General features: G+C 61.1%; 17 protein-coding genes, 1 pseudogene and 2 riboswitches. Of the genes and pseudogenes, 7 read left to right on the top strand and 11 right to left on the bottom strand.

Translation table 11 applies throughout. The annotated features are described in order from the left end of the window. Nucleotides 1-5 precede the first annotated feature (5 nt). From ACZRJ6_RS24565 to ACZRJ6_RS24585, 5 genes are read right to left on the bottom strand one after another with little or no spacing between them, the layout of a single operon-like run. Entirely contained in the window at nt 6-836 is an 831-nt protein-coding gene (locus tag ACZRJ6_RS24565) for a DUF2797 domain-containing protein (RefSeq protein ID WP_463970473.1), read from the bottom strand. Then, nucleotides 833-1093 carry a YeaC family protein gene (locus tag ACZRJ6_RS24570; RefSeq protein WP_463970474.1) on the bottom strand — a complete coding sequence of 87 codons (261 nt, stop codon included), beginning with the start codon at nt 1091-1093 and terminating at the stop codon, nt 833-835. Before ACZRJ6_RS24570 ends, ACZRJ6_RS24565 begins: the two co-directional genes overlap by 4 nt. A 30-nt stretch (nt 1094-1123) precedes the next feature. Then, a complete protein-coding gene (locus ACZRJ6_RS24575; RefSeq protein WP_463970475.1) occupies nt 1124-1993 on the bottom strand; it encodes a rhomboid family intramembrane serine protease in 870 nt (289 codons plus the stop codon). Further along, nucleotides 1990-2964 carry a metallophosphoesterase gene (locus ACZRJ6_RS24580; RefSeq protein ID WP_178114542.1) on the bottom strand — a complete coding sequence of 325 codons (975 nt, stop codon included), beginning with the start codon at nt 2962-2964 and terminating at the stop codon, nt 1990-1992. The genes ACZRJ6_RS24575 and ACZRJ6_RS24580 overlap by 4 nt, the downstream gene beginning before the upstream one ends. Further along, on the bottom strand, nt 2961-3851 hold the full coding sequence (locus ACZRJ6_RS24585; protein WP_463970476.1) for an NAD(+) kinase: 891 nt from the start codon (nt 3849-3851) through the stop codon (nt 2961-2963). Before ACZRJ6_RS24585 ends, ACZRJ6_RS24580 begins: the two co-directional genes overlap by 4 nt. Before the next feature lie 143 nt (nt 3852-3994). Between ACZRJ6_RS24585 and ACZRJ6_RS24590 the strand changes: the two genes are divergently transcribed. Continuing rightward, the gene (locus ACZRJ6_RS24590; RefSeq protein ID WP_463970477.1) at nt 3995-4945 is read left to right on the top strand and encodes a DUF1853 family protein; all 951 of its coding nucleotides are present in this window, start codon (nt 3995-3997) and stop codon (nt 4943-4945) included. Between the two features lie 76 nt (nt 4946-5021). On the opposite strand, the gene ACZRJ6_RS24595 is transcribed toward ACZRJ6_RS24590, so the two are convergent. From ACZRJ6_RS24595 to cobW, 4 genes are read right to left on the bottom strand one after another with little or no spacing between them, the layout of a single operon-like run. Then, entirely contained in the window at nt 5022-5624 is a 603-nt protein-coding gene (locus ACZRJ6_RS24595; protein ID WP_463970478.1) for a vWA domain-containing protein, read from the bottom strand. Between the two features lie 53 nt (nt 5625-5677). Continuing rightward, entirely contained in the window at nt 5678-6682 is a 1005-nt protein-coding gene (locus ACZRJ6_RS24600; protein ID WP_463970479.1) for an ATP-binding protein, read from the bottom strand. A gap of 26 nt (nt 6683-6708) precedes the next feature. After that, nucleotides 6709-10482, bottom strand: a complete 3774-nt coding sequence (gene cobN / locus ACZRJ6_RS24605) for a cobaltochelatase subunit CobN (RefSeq protein ID WP_463970480.1) — start codon at nt 10480-10482, stop codon at nt 6709-6711. Nucleotides 10483-10485: 3 nt separating this feature from the next. Further along, a complete protein-coding gene (gene cobW / locus ACZRJ6_RS24610) occupies nt 10486-11547 on the bottom strand; it encodes a cobalamin biosynthesis protein CobW (RefSeq protein ID WP_463970481.1) in 1062 nt (353 codons plus the stop codon). Nucleotides 11548-11646: 99 nt separating this feature from the next. After that, nucleotides 11647-11848: riboswitch (cobalamin riboswitch) on the bottom strand. A 42-nt stretch (nt 11849-11890) separates the two neighbouring features. Beyond that, nucleotides 11891-12115: riboswitch (cobalamin riboswitch) on the top strand. Nucleotides 12116-12211: 96 nt separating this feature from the next. Between cobW and ACZRJ6_RS24615 the strand changes: the two genes are divergently transcribed. The 5 genes and pseudogenes from ACZRJ6_RS24615 to ACZRJ6_RS24635 all read left to right on the top strand — a co-directional run. Continuing rightward, nucleotides 12212-12400, top strand: a complete 189-nt coding sequence (locus ACZRJ6_RS24615) for a CbtB domain-containing protein (protein ID WP_149414599.1) — start codon at nt 12212-12214, stop codon at nt 12398-12400. Nucleotides 12401-12411: 11 nt separating this feature from the next. Beyond that, on the top strand, nt 12412-13116 hold the full coding sequence (locus ACZRJ6_RS24620) for a CbtA family protein (RefSeq protein WP_463970482.1): 705 nt from the start codon (nt 12412-12414) through the stop codon (nt 13114-13116). Continuing rightward, nucleotides 13113-13526: a cobalamin biosynthesis protein gene (locus ACZRJ6_RS24625; RefSeq protein ID WP_463970483.1), complete on the top strand. Its 414-nt coding sequence runs from the start codon at nt 13113-13115 to the stop codon at nt 13524-13526. The genes ACZRJ6_RS24620 and ACZRJ6_RS24625 overlap by 4 nt, the downstream gene beginning before the upstream one ends. An 83-nt stretch (nt 13527-13609) precedes the next feature. Continuing rightward, on the top strand, nt 13610-14356 hold the full coding sequence (cobM, locus tag ACZRJ6_RS24630; protein ID WP_463970484.1) for a precorrin-4 C(11)-methyltransferase: 747 nt from the start codon (nt 13610-13612) through the stop codon (nt 14354-14356). Nucleotides 14357-14721: 365 nt separating this feature from the next. Further along, nucleotides 14722-14817, top strand: a pseudogene (locus ACZRJ6_RS24635) (outer membrane lipoprotein carrier protein LolA); the annotation flags it as partial. Nucleotides 14818-15138: 321 nt separating this feature from the next. Here ACZRJ6_RS24635 and nfuA read toward each other — a convergent pair. Continuing rightward, complete coding sequence (nfuA, locus tag ACZRJ6_RS24640) at nt 15139-15723, bottom strand: Fe-S biogenesis protein NfuA (protein ID WP_149415341.1); 585 nt, start codon at nt 15721-15723, stop codon at nt 15139-15141. 93 nt (nt 15724-15816) lie between these two features. Then, nucleotides 15817-18108 (bottom strand): fatty acid cis/trans isomerase, encoded by a 2292-nt coding sequence (locus ACZRJ6_RS24645; RefSeq protein WP_463970485.1) that lies wholly within the window; start codon nt 18106-18108, stop codon nt 15817-15819. 164 nt (nt 18109-18272) lie between these two features. Here ACZRJ6_RS24645 and metH point away from each other — a divergent pair, with 164 nt between their 5' ends. Next, nucleotides 18273-21983: a methionine synthase gene (gene metH / locus ACZRJ6_RS24650; RefSeq protein WP_463970486.1), complete on the top strand. Its 3711-nt coding sequence runs from the start codon at nt 18273-18275 to the stop codon at nt 21981-21983. Nucleotides 21984-21995: the final 12 nt, after the last annotated feature.

Raw genomic sequence — 21995 nt, forward strand, 5'->3', positions numbered from 1 at the left:
TCCTTTTACTGATGCACGGCGAGCTGGTAAGCCGTGTATTTACGAATATTGATAACGCCGGTATCGAAGATCAGGTACTGGCCCTTGATCCCCATCAGCGTGCCCTCGGCAATCGGGTTCTTGTCCAGGTTGAAGCTGACAATCTTGGTGGGATACTGCTCCACCGGGTAGCGGATTTCGATAGGCTCGATGTCAGCCACAGGTTGGATGGCTTGTAGGCCAAAGCGTTCCTGCAAGCTCAACAATCCCTCGGCACAGGAAGCAAATAGCTCGTCACGCACCTGTTTGAGGTCCACTGCCGGGGCATCGCCCTTGAGCAGTGCTCGCCAATTGGTCTTGTCTGCCACCTGGCTGCGCAACACGTCTTCGACGAAACCGGATTGCTGACGGGTGGCCACGCGCATGATTGGCAGTGCCTGGCTGGCACCCTGGTCCAGCCAGCGCGTCGGCAGCTGGGTGGCCCGGGTGATGCCGACCTTGACCCCCGACGAGTTGGCCAGGTACACCACGTGGTCGGTCATGCAGAATTTTTCACCCCAGGCCGGATCGCGGCAGGTGCCTGCGTCAAAGTGGCAGCGCTCGGGGCTCATGATGCACAGGTCGCACTGGGCCAGCTTGGTCATGCACGGGTAACAGTAACCCTGGCTGAAACTGGTCTTGGTCTTGCGTCCGCAATGGCTGCAATGGATCGCGCCCAAGTATTCCAGGCGCACGGTAGTACCGATCAACGGATTGACCGGCACCTCGGCATCGCCCAGGCGAAAGGCATATTGAACGGTCGGCGAGCCCAACTGCGCCGACATCTTGCTGACTGCACCACGGCCAATCTCAATCAATGGATGGCATCCGACTTGAACAGGATGTTTTCCACGGTGGTCGACTTCGACTGGCATTCTTGCGGGCCCATGTAGCCAGTGCGCTGGTCTTCCGGCAGGTTTTGCAGCTCCCAGGCGATGACCGCTTGCAGGGACAGTTCACGCTGTTCAGCGGTGAGCTTGCGGCCATCGGACCACTTGCCGATTTCCACGGCGAGCTTGAGGCTCTCGTAGATGTCCGGGGTGATGTTTTCGATCATTTCAGCAAAAGAGGGCATAAGACTCTTCCTTAACTAATTAGGAAATATTCAAAGGGCTTGTTTGCGGCGGCTGTGCAGCCCGCCCAACAAGCCGGTCAGGCAACCGACTACCAACCCGCCAACGTGGGCGGCGTTGGCGATTTCGCCGAAACCGATCATCGAGACCAGGCCCGACAAGCAAAGCAGCAACCACACCAGCATCATCACCAGCACCCCACGGGGTAGGCGATACGCCGGGTTTGGCGAAAGCATTTGATAGATCCAGCAATGCCCCAGCAGGCCATACAGCACGCCGGACAACCCGCCAAACAGGCCGGGACCGCCGAAATAGTACTGAGCGTAGTTGGAGACCAGGCTGAACAACAGGGTCAGGCCCAGCAGATTGATACTGCCCTGGTGCGACTCGATGCGCCGCCCCAGCTCCCAGTACCACATGCCGTTCATGGCCAGGTGGAGGATGCCAAAGTGGATCAGCATCGGCGTCACCAACCGCCACCACTGCCCCGCCGCCAGGCTGTCGGCCAGGGGTGTGAAATACAGATACTCGCCGGCTACATGGAAGTCCAGGAAGGTCAGCCAGCTCATGGCTTGCAGGTTATCGCCAAGCATGGTCACCGCGCCGACGATCAGGCTGAGCAACAAAATCGCTGCGGTCAGCGGGCTATGGCGCAGTTGCTGGAGAAAACCAGGGCGCTTGGCGACTGGCTCTTCTGGAATATCCAGTTGCTGCTGCGGATCACCAGCGGGAAAACGCTGATACAGGGTCCGCACATCCTCGCTGATGGCATCAGGCACCCACAGCACCTGCTCCCCGGCTTCCTCACTGACGCGATGGGGCACTTGCATGCGCTGCAACAGTTTGACGAAACCACCCAAGTCCACGGTCAAGGGCAAGCGCAATACTGCAACGGTACTCATGAAATCACCTCAGGGCGCTCGACATCGACCCAGACAAACTTGTGCGGGTCCAGGCGACTTTCCTGATCCAGCCGATAAGCGACCAATTTTCCGTAGAGCACGGCGCTGTAATCCAGGCAGGCCAGGTTGGGACGGATTGGCGCCGGCTTGCCACTGCGCCAGTAATGGCCGACGAACAGCAATGGCTCGTCGACGCCATAGCGCAGCAGGGAACTCTTTTCAGTGGAAGACAGCGGCGTAGCGGCCACCGGTTCCGGCAGTGCATCGGGCTGGAACACGATATCGCCGTAAGTTTTCGGGTCGTCTTCCCAGAACTTGGTGCGGAAAAACGACCGTGTCAGGCCATCGCCACCGGTCAGCGTCAAGCCGTCCGGCAGGCGCATGTCAGTGCCCCGCAGCAGACGGTCGAAGGCATTGCTGGCGAAACTGCCCGGCACAGCAGCGGCTTGCAGGAAATGCTGGTCAATGCAGCCGTCAGGGAAGTGCGCACGCAGGGGTGCGATAAAACCGTCGTCCCAGCAGGCGTGTACCACGCGAAAGCGCCCGGCATCGACAAACAGCGGCATGTCGTAGAACCAGCCGAGGAAGTCATGCCAGTCTGCCGGGTGCTGTTCAAACTGTTCCAGGGTCTCGTGGATCAGCCGGGCGTGGCGTGGCGTGCGCTCGCGCACAAACTGTTTGCTGCTGCCCGGCGGCGCTGGCGTACTCCAGCCCAGGGCGTTGAACTCATGGTTGCCCATGATGCACAGCGCCTGGCCGGCCTCGGTCATGTCGTGGACGATATGCAGCGCTTCACGGATGCGCGGGCCACGGTCGATAATATCGCCGAGGAACACGGCCATGCGCGACGGGTGGCGCCAGGTGCCGCCCTGTTTGTGGTAACCCAACAGGTCGAGCAAGTGCTCAAGGGTATGAGCGCAACCGTGCACGTCACCAATCAGGTCGTAGCTACGCGCGGGATCGAGCATCAGTCGCCTCCACCCCCCAAGCGGCTGCCCCAGCCCAGCTTGGTCCGGCAGACTTCGTAATAGTTGTGGTCCAGTGGGTGGATCAGCCGCAGTTTCTGCGCCTTCTTGCTGATGGTGATGGTGTCACCGGGGGCGCAGGTAAAATGGTTCTGCCCATCACAGGAGACTTGCGGGTATATCTGCATGTCTTTGGACACCACGATTTTCAGCTCACTGTTGCCATCGACCACGATGGGCCTGCTGGACAACATATGGGGGTACATCGGCACGATCACAATGGCGTCGAGCTTGGGATGCATGATCGGGCCACCCGCCGACAGCGCGTAGGCCGTAGAACCCGTGGGCGTGGCGACGATCAGGCCATCGGCCTTCTGGCTGCAGACAAACTGGCCGTCGATGTACAGTTCGAACTCGATCATCCGCGTCGACTTGCCGGGGTGCAGCACCACATCGTTGAGGGCATCGCCCTGACCGATGGCTTCGCCGTGACGGCGCACTTCGGCCTGCAGCAGGAAGCGGTTTTCCACCAAGTAATGGCCGTCGAGCACCTTGGCCACTTCGACTTCCAGCTCATCGGGGCGAATGTCGGTGAGAAACCCCAGGCTGCCACGGTTGATCCCCAGCACCGGCACGTTATGCCGGGCCAGCGCGCGCGCAGCGCCCAGCAGGCTGCCGTCGCCGCCGACCACGATGACCATGTCGCAGACTTCGCCGAGCATCTTGCGCGAAGAGGTTTGCAGGCCATGGCCCGGCAGAATCTCGGCGATGGTGTCTTCGAGAATCACATGCAGGTGGCGCTCAAGCAGAAACTTCTTCAGCCGGCGGACGGTGTCCAGCACCTGTGTACTGCCCAGGCGACCGATAATGCCGATATTGCGAAATTGCTCCATGGGGCTCCTGCAGGGTTGGGGTCTGGCAAAAAAGAACGATTATGGGCGAAAGGCGGCGTTAGACAAAATCCTTTGTCGCCGCGAGGGCCAGACGACAACGGTTCTCAGCCACGTATGCCTGCGTAAAAGGCTATGCTCGGACCATGACTTTGTTCGCTGATTTACAGAACCTGCCCCGCCAGTTGTGCCACCCCGAGGTACGCGACCTGGCGTGGGTGATACTCGCCCCACCGATGCTGGCGCAAACACCCTGGCCGCAACGCCATCCGCTGGCAGGCAGCGATTGGGTGCAGGCGCCGCACCAGTTGGAACAATGGCTGCGCCAGTTGGACCAGGACAGCAGCGCCTTGCAGCATTGGTTGAACCAGGCCCGAACACGGCGCCTGGGCTTGTATTACGAGCGGTTGTGGCAATTCGCCGTGCAGCACGCGCCGGGAGTGGAACTGCTGGCCGCCAACCTGCCGATCCGCCAAGCCGGGCATACCCTGGGGGAGTTGGACATGTTGCTGCGCGACCGCGATGGCGTGCATCACTTGGAACTGGCTATCAAGCTGTATCTGGGACCTGCGGATGGTGACGGCCGCGATACAGCGCAATGGCTGGGCCCTGGCTGTCACGATCGACTGGATCGCAAGCTGGCCCACCTGGCGCAGCATCAACTGCCGATTTCCGCCCGCCCAGAAAGCCGTGAAGCACTGGCGGCGCTGGGCATCCAGCACTTTGATGCACACTTGTGGTTGGGCGGGTACTTGCTGTATCCGTGGCCTGGCACTGCCCATGCTCCGGCTGGTGCGCATCCGCAGCATTTGAATGGCCGCTGGTTGCATCAGCGGGACTGGCTAAGGTTTGTCGGACAAAGCCCGCCTGGACGCTGGCAGCCTTTGCCCCGCCATGCCTGGCTCGCGCCCGCGCATTACCCGACTGATCAGGTGTGGAATGAAGAGCAGATGCAAGGCTGGCTGGCGCAGCTGGACCCAATAGCGCCGGCGCAACTGCTGGTACGACTGGCTGAAAATAGCGCCGGCGATTGGGAGGAAGCCGAGCGGTTATTTCTGGTGGCAGACCTTTGGCCGAATGTGCCGGGTGCTGGTTGAATGAGATCTGGAGTTGGCCCCGCAGTTGTCGAGCCCCAGCGAGGCTCGACAGCTACGAGGAACAATGAGTCCGCCGTTAAAGGCTATCGATATGCCGATAATCCACATTCAACCCCAGAGCCAGCTCTTTGGCGCGGCCCAGCCTGATCGGCCCCCGCTCGATATCCACCAGCAATCCCGGACAGTCGAGCTGCGCTAATCCCATCACATCCTTAAGTCGCCCATCAGTGATTACCAGCAATCGCTGCTGCTCCGCCGGATAGCGTTTGCGCCGGGCAACCAGCCAGTCTCCGGCCTCGCCAAGTGCCGCCAGCAATGGCGTGCCGCCGCCAGCGCCGAGCTCGTCGAGCCACCGGCTCAGCCCTTTCGCCGCCTTCAACCCCTGCACCTGCCATTTGGGCAACTGACCGCTCACCGTCAGCAACGCCATCCGGGCGCGCTGGCGATAAGCATCATCAAATACCTGCGCCAGCAAGCCCTTGGCGTCGCTCAGCGCTTGATGCCGCCGAGTAGATGCCGACGCATCGACTATCACCAGCCATAACTCATGGGGTGAGCGGTTGCGCAGGCGGTACAGCAAATCCTCGCGGCGTTGCGGTCGCCCGCCGAGCAAGGTACCCGGCCAGTTGATCGAGCCCTGGTTGGCGGTTCGTGCCTGCCCTTGCCTGCCCTTGTCCAATCGACCCGCCTTGGGTCGGGCATCCGCCCCCGCGTCAGGTCGAGGGCGAATGCCTAGGGCTTTTTTGGCCAGGTCGGAACATCCCGCCGAGCCCCGACCGACAATGCGGGCGCAGGCATATCGCCCCACAGCCCTTGGCCCTGGGCAGGCGATGAGTCGGCTGGCTTCGATGATTGACCTGTAGTGGGCGGGCTCGCCGGCAGGGAGTGTTCCTGACGGCGGTGACGCAGGGCGAACTCAGCCACGGCCTCGATATCTTCCACGCTGATAGCGCCAGCCCCACGCCACGCGGCATGGGCTCGAGCGCCACGCAGCCAGACCAGGTCGGCACGCAAACCATCGACCCCAGCGGCAAAGCAACGCTCAGTGATCTCGGCCAATGCCTGGTCATCCAGGGGAATACTTTCCAGCACTGCCCGCGCCTGGGTGCAACGCTCACGCAGCGCCGCCTGTTGATCGGCCCACTGCGCGCAGAACCCTTGGGGATCGCTGTCGAAATCCAAGCGGCGGCGGATGATCTGCCCACGTTCGACAGGCAGGGTTTGCCCACTCAGGGCCACGTTGAGTCCGAAGCGGTCGAGCAACTGCGGGCGCAACTCGCCTTCTTCCGGGTTCATGGTGCCGATCAGCACGAAGCGCGCCGAATGCCGATGGGAAATGCCGTCACGTTCGATCAGGTTGGTGCCGCTGGCGGCCACGTCCAGCAGCAGGTCCACCAGATGATCGGGCAACAGGTTGACTTCATCGACGTAAAGCACGCCGCCGTCGGCCTTGGCCAGCACGCCAGGGGAAAACTGTGCCCGGCCTTCGCCCAGCGCCGCGTCGAGGTCGAGGGTGCCTATCAGCCGTTCTTCGGTGGCGCCCAAGGGCAGCGTGACGAACTGACCGCTGGCCAACAGGTCCGCCAGGCCACGGGCCAAGGTGGACTTGGCCATGCCGCGCGGGCCTTCGATCAGTACGCCGCCGATTTTCGGGTCGATGGCGGTCAGGCACAGGGCCAGCTTGAGGTCATCGGCGCCGACAACGGCGGACAGCGGGAAATGAGGGGTATCAGTCATCGCGAGTTCTCGGTGAGTGCTGTGACTCAGTTGTCTTCTTCTATATCCAACAACAAATTTTCCAATGCCTCGCGGTACGCCCCAGGCTCCTGCCACATACCCCGCTGCTGGGCTTCCAGCATGCGTTCGGTCATGTCGCGCAAGGCGTCGGGATTATGTTGCTGCACGAAAGCACGGGTGTCAGGGTCGAGCAAATAGGCGTCGGCCAACAGTGCGTACTGGTGATCGTCGATCAGTGCGGTGGTGGCGTCAAAGGCAAACAGGTTATCGACCGTTGCCGCCATCTCGAACGCGCCTTTATAGCCATGGCGCTTGACCCCTTCGATCCACTTGGGATTCGCTGCACGGGCGCGGATCACCCGGTTCAGCTCTTCCTTCAAGGTGCGGATTTTCGGCAGGTCCGGCTGGCTGTGGTCGCCATGATAACTGGCGGCCTTGTCGCCACTCAGGGTTTCCACGGCGGCGAGCATGCCACCCTGAAACTGGTAGTAATCGTTGGAATCAAGCAGGTCGTGCTCGCGATTGTCCTGGTTCTGCAACACCGCCTGGACCTGGCTCAGACGCTGGGCGAACTGTTCGCGGGCGGCGGTACCTTCATCGGAGCCGCCATAAGCGTAACCGCCCCAATTGAGGTACACCTCGGCCAAGTCTTCGCGACTCTGCCACAGACGACCGTCGATTGCGCCCTGCACGCCAGCGCCGTAAGCACCCGGCTTGGCCCCGAAGATCCGCCAGCCGGCTTGCTTGGCAGCGGCTTCTTCATCCAGACCGGACAAGCGCAAGGCCTCTCGCTCGCTGCGCACCTTGGCAGCCAGCGGGTTCATATCATCGGGCTCATCCAACGCGGCGACCGCTTGCACCGCAGCATCAAACAACCGGATCAGGTTGGCGAAGGCATCGCGAAAGAACCCCGAGACCCGCAGCGTGACATCAACGCGCGGACGGTCCAGCAGGCTCAACGGCAAGATTTCAAAGTCATCCACCCGCTGACTGCCGGTGGCCCACACAGGGCGCACGCCCATCAGCGCCATGGCCTGGGCGATGTCATCGCCGCCGGTACGCATGGTAGCAGTGCCCCACACCGACAGGCCGAGCTGACGCAGGTGGTCTCCATGGTCTTGCAGGTGCCGTTCAAGAATCAGGCTGGCTGACTGGAAGCCAATGCGCCAGGCGGTGGTGGTCGGCAGGTTGCGCACATCCACCGAGAAAAAATTACGCCCGGTGGGCAGCACGTCCAACCGACCACGGCTGGGCGCTCCGCTGGGACCGGCGGGGACGAAGCGCCCGCTCAGGGCATCCAGCAAGCCGCGCATCTCCGCCGGGCCGCAGGCATCCAGGCGCGGAGCGACGACGATGCGCAGGCTTTCGATCACCGCCTTGACGTCGTGCCAGCCGGGTTCTTCAAGTTGCTCGACCGGCCCTTCAAGCGCCTGCTCAATCAAGCGCGCGGCATACAGTTCCAGGCGCTCACGGGTGTCGCCAGCGGTGCGCCACAATTGTGGATCGATCGTGTGTAATACCTCGGGGCGAGCCCCGGCCCATGGCTCGGCCAGGGCGCAATCCAGCGGATCGAAGCCCAGTTCGAAAGCCTTGGCCAACACCCGCAGCAAACTCGATTGCGGACCACGGCCATCGCCACGGGGAATGCGTAGCAAAGCCAGCAACGTGTCGATGCGCAAGCGGCCAACGGGTGATTCACCGAAGATATGCAAGCCGTCGCGAATCTGCGACTCCTTCAGATCGCACAGGTAAGTATCCAGGCGCGGCAGCCAGATCGCCGCATCGGCGTCGCTGTCGAGGTTTTCGTCCAGTGCCAACTCTTGGTCGATGCGAGTTTCCCGCACCAGCTTGAGGATGTCCTTTTGCAGCTCCCTGGCTCGACGCGGGTCGAGCAGTTGCGCTTCGTAATACTCGTCGGCCAGCAGTTCCAGGTTACGTAATGGGCCGTATGTTTCGGCACGGGTCAGCGGCGGCATCAGGTGATCGATGATCACCGCCTGGGTGCGACGCTTGGCCTGGGCACCCTCGCCCGGATCATTGACGATAAACGGATAGATATTCGGCAGCGGGCCAAGCAATGCATCCGGCCAGCAATTTTCCGAAAGCCCGACGCCTTTACCGGGCAACCACTCCAGATTGCCGTGCTTGCCAACGTGAATCACTGCGTGGGCGCCGTAGGTCTGGCGCAACCAGAAGTAGAACGCCAGGTAACCGTGGGGCGGCACCAGGTCCGGGTCGTGATACACCGCGCTGGCGTCGACCTGATAACCCCGGGCCGGCTGGATACCGATAAACGTCAGGCCCAAGCGCAGGCCGGCGATCATCATGCGGCCGTCGCGGAACATCGGGTCGGTGTGCGGCGAACCCCAGCGTGCGAGCACCGCCTGCCGATTGCTTTCAGGCAGGCGGTTGAACATTGCCTCGTAGTCGTCCAGGCCCAGGCTTTGATGGCAGGGGCGCAGGTCGAGGCTGTCGAGGTCGTTGGTGATACCGCCCAGCAAATCCTGGATCAGTTGCGTACCACTTTGCGCTAACACGTCCGGCAGCGGATAACCTTCAATCTGCAACGCCCGCAGGATATTCAGCGCGGCGGCCGGGGTATCGAGGCCTACGCCATTACCGATGCGGCCATCACGGGTTGGATAATTGGCGAGAATCAGAGCGATGCGTTTTTCAGCATTAGGCACCCGCGCCAGGTCGACCCAGCGCCGCGCCAGGTCAGCGACGAAGTCCATGCGCTCAGGTTGCGCCCGGTAGCACACCACATCCGACTGGCTGCGCTCGCTGCGCCAAGCCAGGTCCTTGAAGCTGATGGGGCGGCTGATGATCCGTCCGTCCAGCTCCGGCAACGCAATGTGCATTGCCAGGTCACGGGGGCCAAGGCCTTGCTCGCTGGCCTGCCAGGCGGGTTCGTTGTCCTGGGCGCAAATGGCCTGGATCACCGGGATATTGCGGCGAAACGGTCGCAAGTGCGGCGCTTCGGGGCTGGATTGGGCGAAACCGGTGGTGTTGAGAATCACCGAAGCCTGCACCTCATCCAGCAAGTCCTCGACCACCGTCAGGCAGCCGGGCTCTTTCAAACTGGCCACAGCCATGGGCAATGGGTTCAACCCCGCTGCCTGCAGGCGCTGGCAGAACACATCGATAAAGCCGGTATTGGCTGCCTGCAAATGGGAGCGGTAGAACAGCACTGCTGCCACGGGAAGATCGGGCTGCCAGTCGGCCTGCCAATCACTCAGGCACGCGTTGGCTTTATGGGGATGATAGATCGCCGTACGCGGCAGGATTTGCGGCTCGGACCAGCCATAGTCGCGCCCCAGATACCCGTTGGCCAGGCAGCGATAGAAATCCAGCGCATTGCCCAGGCCGCCCTGGCGCAGGAAGTGCCAGAGCCGATCGCGCTCTTGCGCGCTGACGGTACTCAGGCCGCTGAGTTCCGGGTCTGGACGGTCGTCACCCGGCACCAAAATCAGTTGCACACCGCGCTCGGCCAACTGCACCAAACGCTCGATACCGTAACGCCAATAACCGATCCCACCATGCAGTGAAATCAGGATGACCTTGGCGTGGCGCAGCACCTCATCGACATACAGGTCGACCGAGGCGTGGTTCTGCACCTGCATCGGGTTGGCCAGGCGCAGGCTCGGGTAATCCTCGGGCAACTGCTGGGCAGCTTCGGCCAGCAGCGCCAGGCTGGAGTCGCCGCTGCACAGGATCACCAGTTCGGCGGGGGTTTGTCCAAGGTCGGCAATGTTGTCATCCGAGACGAAACCGCCGGGCTGGGTCCTGAGCAGGTGCATGGCTTAAACGCTGAGGGCAGCGCGCAATTGCGCTTCGAGCAAGGTGGCGTCCAGTTCCTGGCCGATCAGCACCAGATGTGTGGCGCGCGGCTCATCGGCGCGCCAGGCGCGGTCGAAGTGCTTGTCGAAACGGGTGCCCACGCCCTGGATCAGCAGGCGCATTGGCTTGTTGGGGATTGCGGCGAAGCCCTTGACCCGCAGGATGCCGTGCCGGACCACCAGTTGGGTCAAGGCATCGAGCAGCAGGCTTTCGTCGGCTTGTGGCAGCTCGATGGAAATCGAGTCGAAGGCGTCATGGTCGTGGTCGTCTTCACCTTCGTGATGATGATCGTGATGGCTGTGGCGGCTGTCGATGTGCTCTTCGGAACCGGCACCCAGGCCAATCAACACGTCCAATGGCACGCGACCGCTGCTGGCTTCGATGATCTTCACCGCTGGCGGCAACTCTTCAGCCACTTCCAGGCGCACGCGGGCCAGGTCTTCGGCGCTGATGAGGTCGGATTTGTTGAGGATCACCAGGTCGGCGCTGGCCAGTTGGTCGGCGAACAGCTCGTGCAGCGGCGATTCGTGGTCCAGGTTCGGGTCAAGTTTGCGCTGGGCATCCACCTGATCCGGGAAGGCAGCGAAGGTGCCAGCAGCCACGGCCGGGCTGTCGACCACGGTGATCACCGCGTCAACGGTGCAGGCGCTGCGAATTTCCGGCCATTGGAAGGCCTGGACCAACGGTTTTGGCAGGGCCAGGCCCGAGGTCTCAATGAGAATGTGGTCGAGGTCGCCGCGACGGGCTACCAGCTCGCGCATTACCGGGAAGAACTCTTCCTGGACGGTGCAGCACAGGCAACCGTTGGCCAGTTCATACACGCGGCCGTTGGCTTCTTCTTCGGTGCAACCGATGGAGCACTGCTTGAGAATTTCACCGTCAATGCCCAGCTCGCCGAATTCGTTAACGATCACGGCGATGCGACGGCCCTGAGCGTTGTCGAGCATATGGCGCAACAAGGTGGTTTTACCCGAACCGAGAAAGCCGGTAACGATGGTGACGGGGAGTTTGGCCAGTGTTTTCATCGGATGCCCTTTGGCAAGGTGGCGGGCAGACGGGACGATTGGCCCTGCGGCGGCGCGCAGAAGCCCATTTCGCCACCGGATCACCCCGCCCGGTTGAAAGTTGAGAATCGTAGCGAGGCAGGTCTCCTGGCTTGGGGCTTGCCGGTCTTGCGACTGGCGCTGGCTGCGCCTTCCCGCCTTGTTCAGGCAGTGGCGTGGCAGTCAGATCAACCCTTTACAGTTGCGGGGGCAGCCGCGGCATCAACCGCGTTCCCTTCTTAGCTTCGACCTGGGCCGAAGAACCTCGAAGGCGCAAGGCTACAGGGGCTCGGTCAATTTGACTACCATCCCTCACCCATGCTCTCCTACACATCTTGTTTCGGGTGCCCTTCACAGGGTGAAACGGGAAACCGGTAAATCATGTGCTTGACTCAAGCCATGACCAGTCCGGTGCTGCCCCCGCAACGGTAAGCGAGCGAAGCATCAGATCCACTGTGCCGAGATGGCATGGGAAGGCGATGCTTTTAGGTCGACTCTTTTCAAGAGCCCCCTCGCAAGCCCGGAGACCGGCCCGATCAATCAAATAACAAACCCGCGGTGGGCGGGCGCTGTTCAGAACTCTGCGTGCCTGGCTCGCAGGGTTTTCATGCGCTCGTTTCACCCTGACACTCGAAAGGGACGTGCCATGTCGATCATCAGCAGCACCTCGCATACCGCAAGCAACACCGCCACCTTGAGCCAACGCCTGACCGCGGCCATCGGTGCGTCGATTCTGGGCGCGTGCCTGGTCTATTTCGCCGGTTTCTCCCATATTGAGGCCGTGCACAACGCCGCCCACGATACCCGCCACAGCGCCGCGTTCCCGTGCCACTGAGACCTGCCGACATGATCAAGCGAATTGCCCAAACCGCAGGTTTCACCGGCCTGTTGGCTGCCCTGTTGCTGACCCTGCTGCAAAGCTTCTGGGTCGCGCCGCTGATTCTCCAGGCGGAAACCTTCGAAAACGCCCCCGCGGCTACCCAGATGCATGAGCATGCCAACGGCACCGCTGCCGCTCACAGCCACGACGCCGAGGCCTGGGAGCCGGAAAACGGCTGGCAGCGCGTGCTGTCCACCACGGGCGGCAACCTGGTGGTCGCGGTCGGCTTCGCGCTGATGCTGGCCGGCCTCTACACCTTGCGTGCGCCAACCCGCACCGCTCAAGGCCTGTTGTGGGGCCTGGCGGGTTATGCAACCTTCGTCCTCGCGCCAACCCTTGGCCTGCCACCGGAACTGCCGGGCACTGCTGCGGCTGACCTGGCGCAACGGCAAATCTGGTGGATCGGCACGGCCGGTTCCACTGCCGCCGGTATTGCGTTGATCGTGTTCGGTCGCAACTGGCTGCTGAAAGTGTTGGGCGTGGCAATCCTGGCGGTGCCCCATGTGATTGGCGCGCCGCAACCGGAAGCCCATTCAATGCTGGCTCCTGAAGCGCTGGAAGCGCAGTTCAAGATTGCCTCGCAATTGACCAACGTTGCCTTCTGGCTGGCCCTGGGCCTGATCAGCGCCTGGCTGTTTCGCCGTAACCGTGACGATCAATACTCAGCATGACCACTGACAACACAGCGCCGACCCTGGTGGTCGGCCTGGGTTGCCAGCGTGGCTGCGACACTGACACCCTGCTTGCCCTGTTCAACAAGGCCCTCGACGAGGGCGGCATCGATCGCCAACGCATCACTGCACTGGCCAGTATTGATCTCAAACAGGATGAACCAGGGCTGTTGGCATTGGCCAAGGCCTTGAACCTGCCGCTGCAGTTTTTCAGTGCCGGGCAATTGGCACTGTATGAACCCCGGCTCAGCCACAAGTCGGCTATCGCCTTCGCCCATACCGGCTGCCATGGCGTTGCCGAAAGTGCCGCCCTGGCCTTGGCTGAACACTTGGCCCAGGGGTCGGCGAGGCTGCTGATCACCCGTCAGAAAAACGCCCAGGCCACCTTTGCGTTAGCCAGTTGCGGCTAAAATCTCGATAATCGCCTGCCTTGATCATGAGCAATCTTCATCTGAAGCCTTGCACGCTTGTTTTTTTTGCATAGGAAACCGTCATGACCGTCTTTTTCATCGGCGCAGGCCCCGGCGATCCCGAACTGATTACCGTCAAGGGCCAGCGGCTGATTCGCAGCTGCCCGGTGATCATTTATGCGGGCTCGCTGGTACCGGCCGCCGTGCTGGAAGGTCATCAGGCCGAACAGGTGATCAACAGCGCCGAACTACACCTTGAGCAGATCATCGGTTTGATCAAGGCCGCCCACGAAAACGGCCAGGACGTGGCACGGGTGCATTCCGGCGACCCTAGCTTGTATGGTGCGATTGGCGAGCAGATTCGCTGGCTGCGGGAGCTGGGCATTCCCTTCCAGATCATTCCGGGCGTGACAGCCGTGGCCGCCTGTGCGGCGCTGCTGGAGGCTGAACTGACCCTGCCGGATATCGCCCAGAGCGTGATTCTGACCCGCTATGCCGATAAAACTGCGATGCCGGCGGGAGAGTCATTTAATAGTCTGGCCAGCCACGGTACGACTATGGCGATTCATCTGGGGGTCAATCATCTGGAGAGGATCGTCGCTGAACTGCTGCCTCACTACGGCGCCGACTGCCCGATTGCCGTGGTGCATCGTGCAACCTGGCCAGATCAGGATTGGGTTATTGGTACGTTGGCGGATATTGCCGAAAAGGTAGCGGCCAAGGGGTTCAGGCGGACGGCATTGATTGTGGTGGGCCGGGTGTTGGCCAGTGACGGTTTCAGCGAGTCCTCGCTGTATCGCGCAGGTCATGCGCACTTATATCGGCCTTGAGTATTCCCGGATGCTAATGCAAAACCCTGTGGGTTGGGTACATATCCGTTATTTTAGTCAGGGCGGCTTAGGGTTACGCCCTTACGGCGTGTCACTTTTGAAAAGAGCCCAAAAGTAACCAAAAGGCTCTTGCCCCACCACTTGGCGCCTCGCCTAGGCTCGGCATGCCTTCACTCCGGCATTGCTCCGTGGGCCGCCGCGATGGGCCATCCTTGGCCCAGCGCGGCTAAACCGGCGTCCTGCCGGTTTACCCACGGATCAATGCCTGCGTTCAGCCATCGTGGTTAACGGGGCGCCTTAGATCAAAAGCAAAAGCACGGCGGCCTGGTAGCCGACCTGAGTGGTGAAAAGCAAAAACGTATCCCATGCCCACTGTAGGAGCGAGCTTGCTCGCGATGGTCGTTAACGATGACGCTGGTTTCCTGAGTCACCGCGGCGCCCTCAGGTTCTTCGCGAGCAAGAACTAGGCGTCCCCCTCGCTCCTACAGAAAAGCGGATTGGCGCTGGCTTTGCTCTGCTTTTGATCTGGCTCTTGATCTGCCTGCCCATAAAACCAGAGGCCAATAGGTAGGGCAGGAGCGTTTTGGTTACTTTGCCGCTTTTGCAAAGTGACACGCCGTAAGGGCGTAACCCTAAGTCGCCATTACCGCAGCAACGGATATGTACTCAAACCTGCCCCACACTTAACCCTAATTATTACAAAACCCATATAACCCATTGAATTAAGATCATAAAAAAACGGCGCTCACGGGGCGCCGTTTTTCATGCTCGCAGCGAACACCTTAGTAGTAGGCGTTTTCTTTCTGCGTGTGGTCAGTCACGTCACGTACACCCTTGAGCTCGGGAACCCGCTCAAGCAAGGTGCGCTCGATGCCTTCGCGCAAGGTCACGTCCGCCTGGCCACAGCCCTGGCAACCGCCGCCGAATTTCAACACGGCAATACCGTCATCCACTACGTCGATCAGGCTGACTTGGCCGCCGTGGCTGGCCAACCCAGGGTTGATCTCGGTTTGCAGGTAATAGTTGATACGCTCGTTGACCGGGCTGTCGGCGTTGACGCTCGGCACCTTGGCGTTAGGCGCTTTAATGGTCAACTGGCCGCCCATGCGATCGGTGGCGTAGTCAACCACGGCATCGTCAAGAAAGGCTTCGCTGAAGGCGTCGATGTACGCGGTGAAGCTCTTGAGCCCCAGGGCGGTATCTTCGGGTTTCTCTTCCCCCGGCTTGCAGTAGGCAATGCACGTCTCTGCGTACTGGGTGCCAGGCTGGGTGATAAAGACACGGATACCGATACCTGGAGTGTTCTGCTTGGACAGCAGATCAGCCAGGTAATCGTGGGCGGCGTCAGTAATGGTTATGGCAGTCATGGAAAATCCTCACAGGCTTGCCGGCAGTTTACGCCAATCATTGCGGAGGCACAAAGTCCTAGTATTTTTGTCGGAAAAGAAAACGCGCCGTAATCAAAGGTTTTCATAGCGATTCATGTCCAATACGCCCTCTTCCATCGGCGTGGTTTCACGGATGTACTGCGACAAATCGTGGAAATACAGCCAGAACTGCGGATGACTGCGGCGCACACCCCAGCGGTCGACGATTCTCTCAAACCGCTTGGCGTCCTTGGCGTATTCCATGTCTTCGACGAACTCGGGCACGTCTTCGGCAGCAATATTGAATATGAAGTTCGGATAGCTGCTGAGCACGCCAGGATAAATGGTCAGGGTGTCCAGACCAGGCTGATAGCGATAGGCCTCACCGAGCATGAACGCTACGTTGCTATGGGCGCGATTGCGTAACAGGCTGTAAACCTCGCGCTTGCCGCTACGGGTCTCGATGCGCAACATCGTCGCTTCAGGCAGTTGCTCGATCACCTTGAGGCCCGCCGCAGGTCGGGAGGTCAGGCGACTCAACGCCTGCTCGACGTCTCGCAACGCCGGATCAATTGCGGGCCGCGAACAGTACGCGCCGATGCAGCGGTTGATCGGGTCAGGGCTCGCATTGAGGTCGCCATAACGGGCAAGCAACTGGTTGGCGAAATCGCGCTTGGGGTCCTTCTCATCCAGCTTCAGCCCGCTGGGCTTGTCATTATCGATGGCCTCATAGTCCAGCCACAGCTTGACCTTGCCGCTGTTCTGGTACCAGTCATCGAGAAATCCGTCCCGGGAGTCGGCTGGCATCAAGCGCAGGAAGTTCTGCTCGGCGCCGTTGCGGATCAGGTCGAAATACAGCCGGGTCTGCGCCTGGTGGGAGACATTGCCGAACACGTCAAAGTTGACCGCCAACTGGTAATAGGTCCGCTCCAGCAGCGGATAGTCGAACAACCACATCGTTTGCGGTACTTCGCCGATCAGGCCCTTGTTCACTGACGCGCTGTCGAAATGGCGGAAGATCGACAGCAAGGCATTGTCATTACCTGTCCACAGGCTCGACCAACTCGGCGGCGGCAGATCCGCGTAGCTGTCCCGGCGCAGGGCTTCGTATTCGTTGCGCTTGTCGCGGTAGGCCCGCCACAGGCTCAACACACTGCCCACATCGTCGTTCTGCCCCGGCATCGCCAGCAACGGCGTGGTCTGGCCGCGATAACGGGCGTCGGTGATGTACAGGTCGTGCTCGGGGTCCTGGAACAGGGTCCAGTAGTTGTCGCGGATCACGTCAGTGGCGATTTGCCCACGGCATACCGGCCCGCGAATAAAGGTGCGTACGAAGTATTCGGCGTTATCCAGCATGAACTGGTAGCGCGCCTTGGCCGGGATGGCCTCGAAGGTCTCGAACGGATTGGCCCGGCGTGCAGGACCATAGCCAGGCAGCGCGTGGACCTGCCAGTCGCCGCTGTAGAACAGCGACTTGATCCGGGCCATTTTCTCGGCGCTGAACGGGTACGTGATATGCGTCTTGTGGACGATAACCCCTTGCACCGGCCACAAGCGGTAGTACACCTGGATGCCCGGGTCGTCATTGGGTCTGCGGGTGTTGATCAGGTCAATCGGCTGGCCGCTGGGCGTACGCGAGCGCACCCACTGGAAATAATGCCCCGGCTCGCCGCCCTCTAAATAGATATGGGCAAGGAACAGATGCTCGTAGAGCCAGCGCGCCACCAGGCTTTCCCGCGCACCGGGCTGATTGAGCAGGTTTTCCCACTGCTGCACTTGCAAGGCCTCCTGGGCACTCGGCGCCAGCCCTTGTTCATCGATGGGTGCACCGGAGGCCAACCAGCGTTGCAGGGTCTGGTACTGCTGGTCGGTCAGGCCGGTAACTGCCAGGGGCATGCCTTCCCTGGGGTGGTCGCTGGCATAGGCATCGAACTCCCCCGGCAGCGGGCACATGTTTTCCCGGTTCAGGCCCAGCACAATCTCGGCGGGCAACTTGGCATTGGGCGCCAATGGCGTCTTGTGGCCCAGGTCGAGCATCCGCGCCATCAACGCCGCCTGGCTGCCTTGGGCGTCCAAAACCGAACCGAAGCCCAGCGCCTGCCACTGCGCCTTGCCGAACGCATCGTAAAACAAGCGCGTGGGCTGCGAAGCCTGGCTGCGCTCACCGTCGTAGACCGCAACCTTGCTCGCGCCCCGTGCGGCACCTTCGCCGCTGCCCAGGTTGAGCTGGCAGGCCGAGTCGTAGCAGGCATGGCAGGCCACACACTTCTCGGTGAAAATCGGCTGGATATCACGGGTATAGGAAAGGCTCTGCGCGGGACCTTGGGCCTGTGTGCTGCTGGCGATCAGCGCAAGAACGGCGCTGATGATGAGGCGAAGTGACATGTTTCCGGTCCCGATTCAATGCATACGGTGAAAATCCCGGTGATTCTACCGATCTGCACCCTCACCCAACATGAGCGATATTCATGCAAAAGCCGAACATGCTCTAAAAGCGCACAGGTTTGCTATGATCCACGCCCTCCGTAATGCCTGACCAGAGTAGTCCCATGCCCGATCGTAGCGCTCGTCTGCAAGCCCTTCACCAAGCCCTCAAGGAACGCATCCTGATCCTCGATGGTGGTATGGGCACGATGATCCAGAGCTACAAACTGGAGGAAGAGGACTACCGTGGCAAACGCTTCGCCGATTGGCCAAGCGACATCAAGGGCAATAACGACCTGCTGATCCTCACTCGCCCAGACGTGATCGGCGGGATCGAGAAGGCTTACCTGGATGCCGGCGCCGACATCCTCGAAACCAACACATTCAACGCCACTCAAGTGTCCCAGGCCGACTACGGCATGCAAGGGCTGGCCTATGAATTGAACGTAGAAGGCGCCCGCCTGGCGCGCAAGGTTGCCGACGCGAAAACCCTGGAGACCCCGGACAAGCCGCGCTTTGTCGCCGGCGTGCTCGGCCCGACCAGCCGTACCTGTTCGCTGTCGCCGGACGTCAACAACCCCGGCTACCGCAACGTGACCTTCGATGAATTGGTGGAAAACTACACCGAGGCCACCAAGGGCCTGATCGAAGGCGGTGCGGACATGATCCTCATCGAAACCATCTTCGACACCCTCAACGCCAAGGCCGCGATCTTTGCCGTGCAAGGCGTCTATGAAGAGCTGGGTGTCGAACTGCCGATCATGATTTCCGGGACCATCACCGATGCGTCCGGACGGACTCTGTCGGGCCAGACCACCGAAGCGTTCTGGAACTCCATCTGCCACGCCAAGCCGATTTCCGTCGGACTGAACTGCGCCCTCGGCGCCAGCGAACTGCGGCCGTACCTGGAAGAGTTGTCGAACAAGGCCAGCACCTACGTTTCCGCGCACCCAAACGCCGGTTTACCCAACGAATTCGGTGAATACGACGAACTGCCGGAAGAGACCGCCAAGGTCATCGAGGAGTTCGCCCAGAGCGGTTTCCTCAATATCGTCGGCGGCTGCTGCGGTACCACGCCGGGCCATATCGAAGCCATCGCCAAGGCCGTGGCCGGCTATGCGCCACGTCAGATCCCCGACATCCCCAAGGCCTGCCGCCTGTCGGGCCTGGAACCCTTCACCATTGATCGCAGCTCGTTGTTCGTCAACGTTGGCGAGCGGACCAACATCACCGGTTCCGCGCGCTTCGCAAGGCTGATCCGTGAAGACAACTACACTGAAGCCCTGGAAGTCGCCCTGCAGCAGGTGGAAGCCGGCGCCCAGGTGATCGACATCAACATGGACGAAGGGATGCTCGATTCGAAGAAGGCCATGGTGACCTTCCTCAATCTGATTGCCGGCGAGCCGGACATCTCCCGGGTACCGATCATGATCGACTCCTCCAAGTGGGAAGTGATCGAAGCGGGCCTCAAGTGCATCCAGGGCAAGGGTATCGTCAACTCCATCAGCATGAAGGAAGGCGTGGAGCAGTTCATTTATCACGCCAAACTGTGCAAGCGCTACGGCGCTGCGGTGGTGGTGATGGCCTTCGACGAATCCGGCCAGGCCGACACCGAAGCGCGCAAGAAGGAAATCTGCAAACGCTCCTACGATATCCTGGTCAATGAAGTCGGCTTCCCGCCGGAAGACATTATCTTTGACCCGAACATCTTCGCGGTCGCCACCGGTATCGAAGAGCACAACAACTACGCCGTCGATTTCATCAACGCGTGTGCCTACATCCGTGACGAACTGCCGCATGCGTTGACCTCGGGTGGCGTGTCCAACGTGTCATTCTCATTTCGTGGCAACAACCCGGTGCGTGAGGCGATTCACTCGGTGTTCCTGCTGTATGCGATCCGCAACGGCCTGAGCATGGGCATCGTCAACGCTGGCCAGTTGGAGATCTACGACCAGATCCCGGCCGAACTGCGCGACGCTGTGGAAGACGTGGTGCTCAACCGCACCCCGGAAGGCACCGACGCCCTCCTCGCCATTGCCGACAAGTACAAGGGCGACGGCAGCGTCAAGGAAGCCGAGACTGAAGAGTGGCGTAGCTGGGAAGTCAACAAGCGCCTGGAACACGCCCTGGTCAAGGGCATCACCTCACACATCGTCGAAGACACCGAAGAATCCCGGCAGTCGTTCGCCCGCCCCATTGAAGTGATCGAAGGCCCGCTGATGTCCGGCATGAACATCGTTGGCGACCTGTTTGGTGCCGGCAAAATGTTCCTGCCCCAGGTGGTGAAATCCGCCCGGGTCATGAAGCAGGCCGTGGCCCACTTGATCCCGTTTATCGAGTTGGAAAAAGGCGACAAGCCAGAAGCCAAGGGCAAGATCCTCATGGCGACGGTAAAAGGCGACGTGCATGACATCGGCAAAAACATTGTCGCCGTGGTGCTCGGTTGCAACGGCTATGACATCGTCGACCTTGGCGTGATGGTCCCGGCCGAGAAAATCCTGCAAGTGGCCAAGGAACAGAAGTGCGACATCATCGGCTTGTCCGGCCTGATCACACCGTCCCTGGATGAGATGGTGCACGTCGCCCGCGAGATGCAGCGCCAGGACTTCCACCTGCCGCTGATGATCGGTGGTGCTACCACCTCAAAGGCCCACACGGCGGTGAAGATCGAGCCCAAGTACAGCAATGACGCGGTGATCTACGTCACCGACGCCTCCCGCGCTGTGGGCGTGGCGACGCAGTTGTTGTCCAAGGAGTTGAAAGCCGGTTTCGTCGAGAGAACCCGCCTGGACTACATCGAAGTGCGTGAGCGCACCGCCAACCGCAGCGCCCGCACTGAACGCCTGAGCTACCCGGTGGCCATCGCCAAGAAGCCGCAGTTCGACTGGAGCACTTACACCCCGGTCAAGCCCACATTCACTGGCGCCAAGGTGCTGGACAATATCGACCTGAAAGTGCTGGCCAAGTACATCGACTGGACGCCGTTCTTCATCTCCTGGGACCTGGCCGGCAAATTCCCGCGCATCCTCACTGACGAAGTGGTGGGTGAAGCCGCCACCTCGTTGTACGCCGATGCCCAGGAAATGCTCGCCAAGCTGATCGACGAAAAACTCATCAGCGCCCGCGCCGTGTTTGGCTTTTGGCCGGCCAACCAAGTGCAGGACGATGACCTGGAAGTCTACGGTGATGACGGCAAGCCTCTGGCAAAACTGCACCACTTGCGCCAGCAGATCATCAAGACTGACGGCAAGCCGAACTTCTCCCTCGCCGACTTCGTCGCACCCAAAGACAGCGGCATCACCGACTATGTGGGTGGCTTTATTACCACCGCTGGCATCGGCGCCGAAGAAGTGGCCAAGGCCTACCAGGACGCTGGCGACGACTACAACTCGATCATGGTCAAGGCCCTGGCCGACCGCCTGGCCGAGGCCTGCGCCGAATGGTTGCACCAGCAAGTGCGTAAGGACTACTGGGGCTACGCCAAGGACGAGCAACTGGATAACGATGCGCTGATCAAGGAGCAATACAGCGGCATCCGCCCTGCCCCTGGCTACCCGGCGTGCCCGGATCACACCGAGAAAGGTACCTTGTTCCAGCTGCTCGACCCTCAAGCCCGCGAAATGCAGGCCGGGCGCAGTGGCGTGTTCCTTACCGAGCACTACGCGATGTTCCCGGCGGCAGCGGTCAGCGGTTGGTACTTCGCCCACCCGCAGGCGCAGTACTTTGCCGTGGGCAAGGTCGACAAGGACCAGATCGCCAGCTACACCGCCCGCAAAGGCCAGGACCTGGCTGTGAGCGAGCGCTGGCTGGCGCCGAACCTGGGTTACGACAACTAACGGCGCTGGATT

This window comes from Pseudomonas sp. C321, assembly GCF_055407105.1.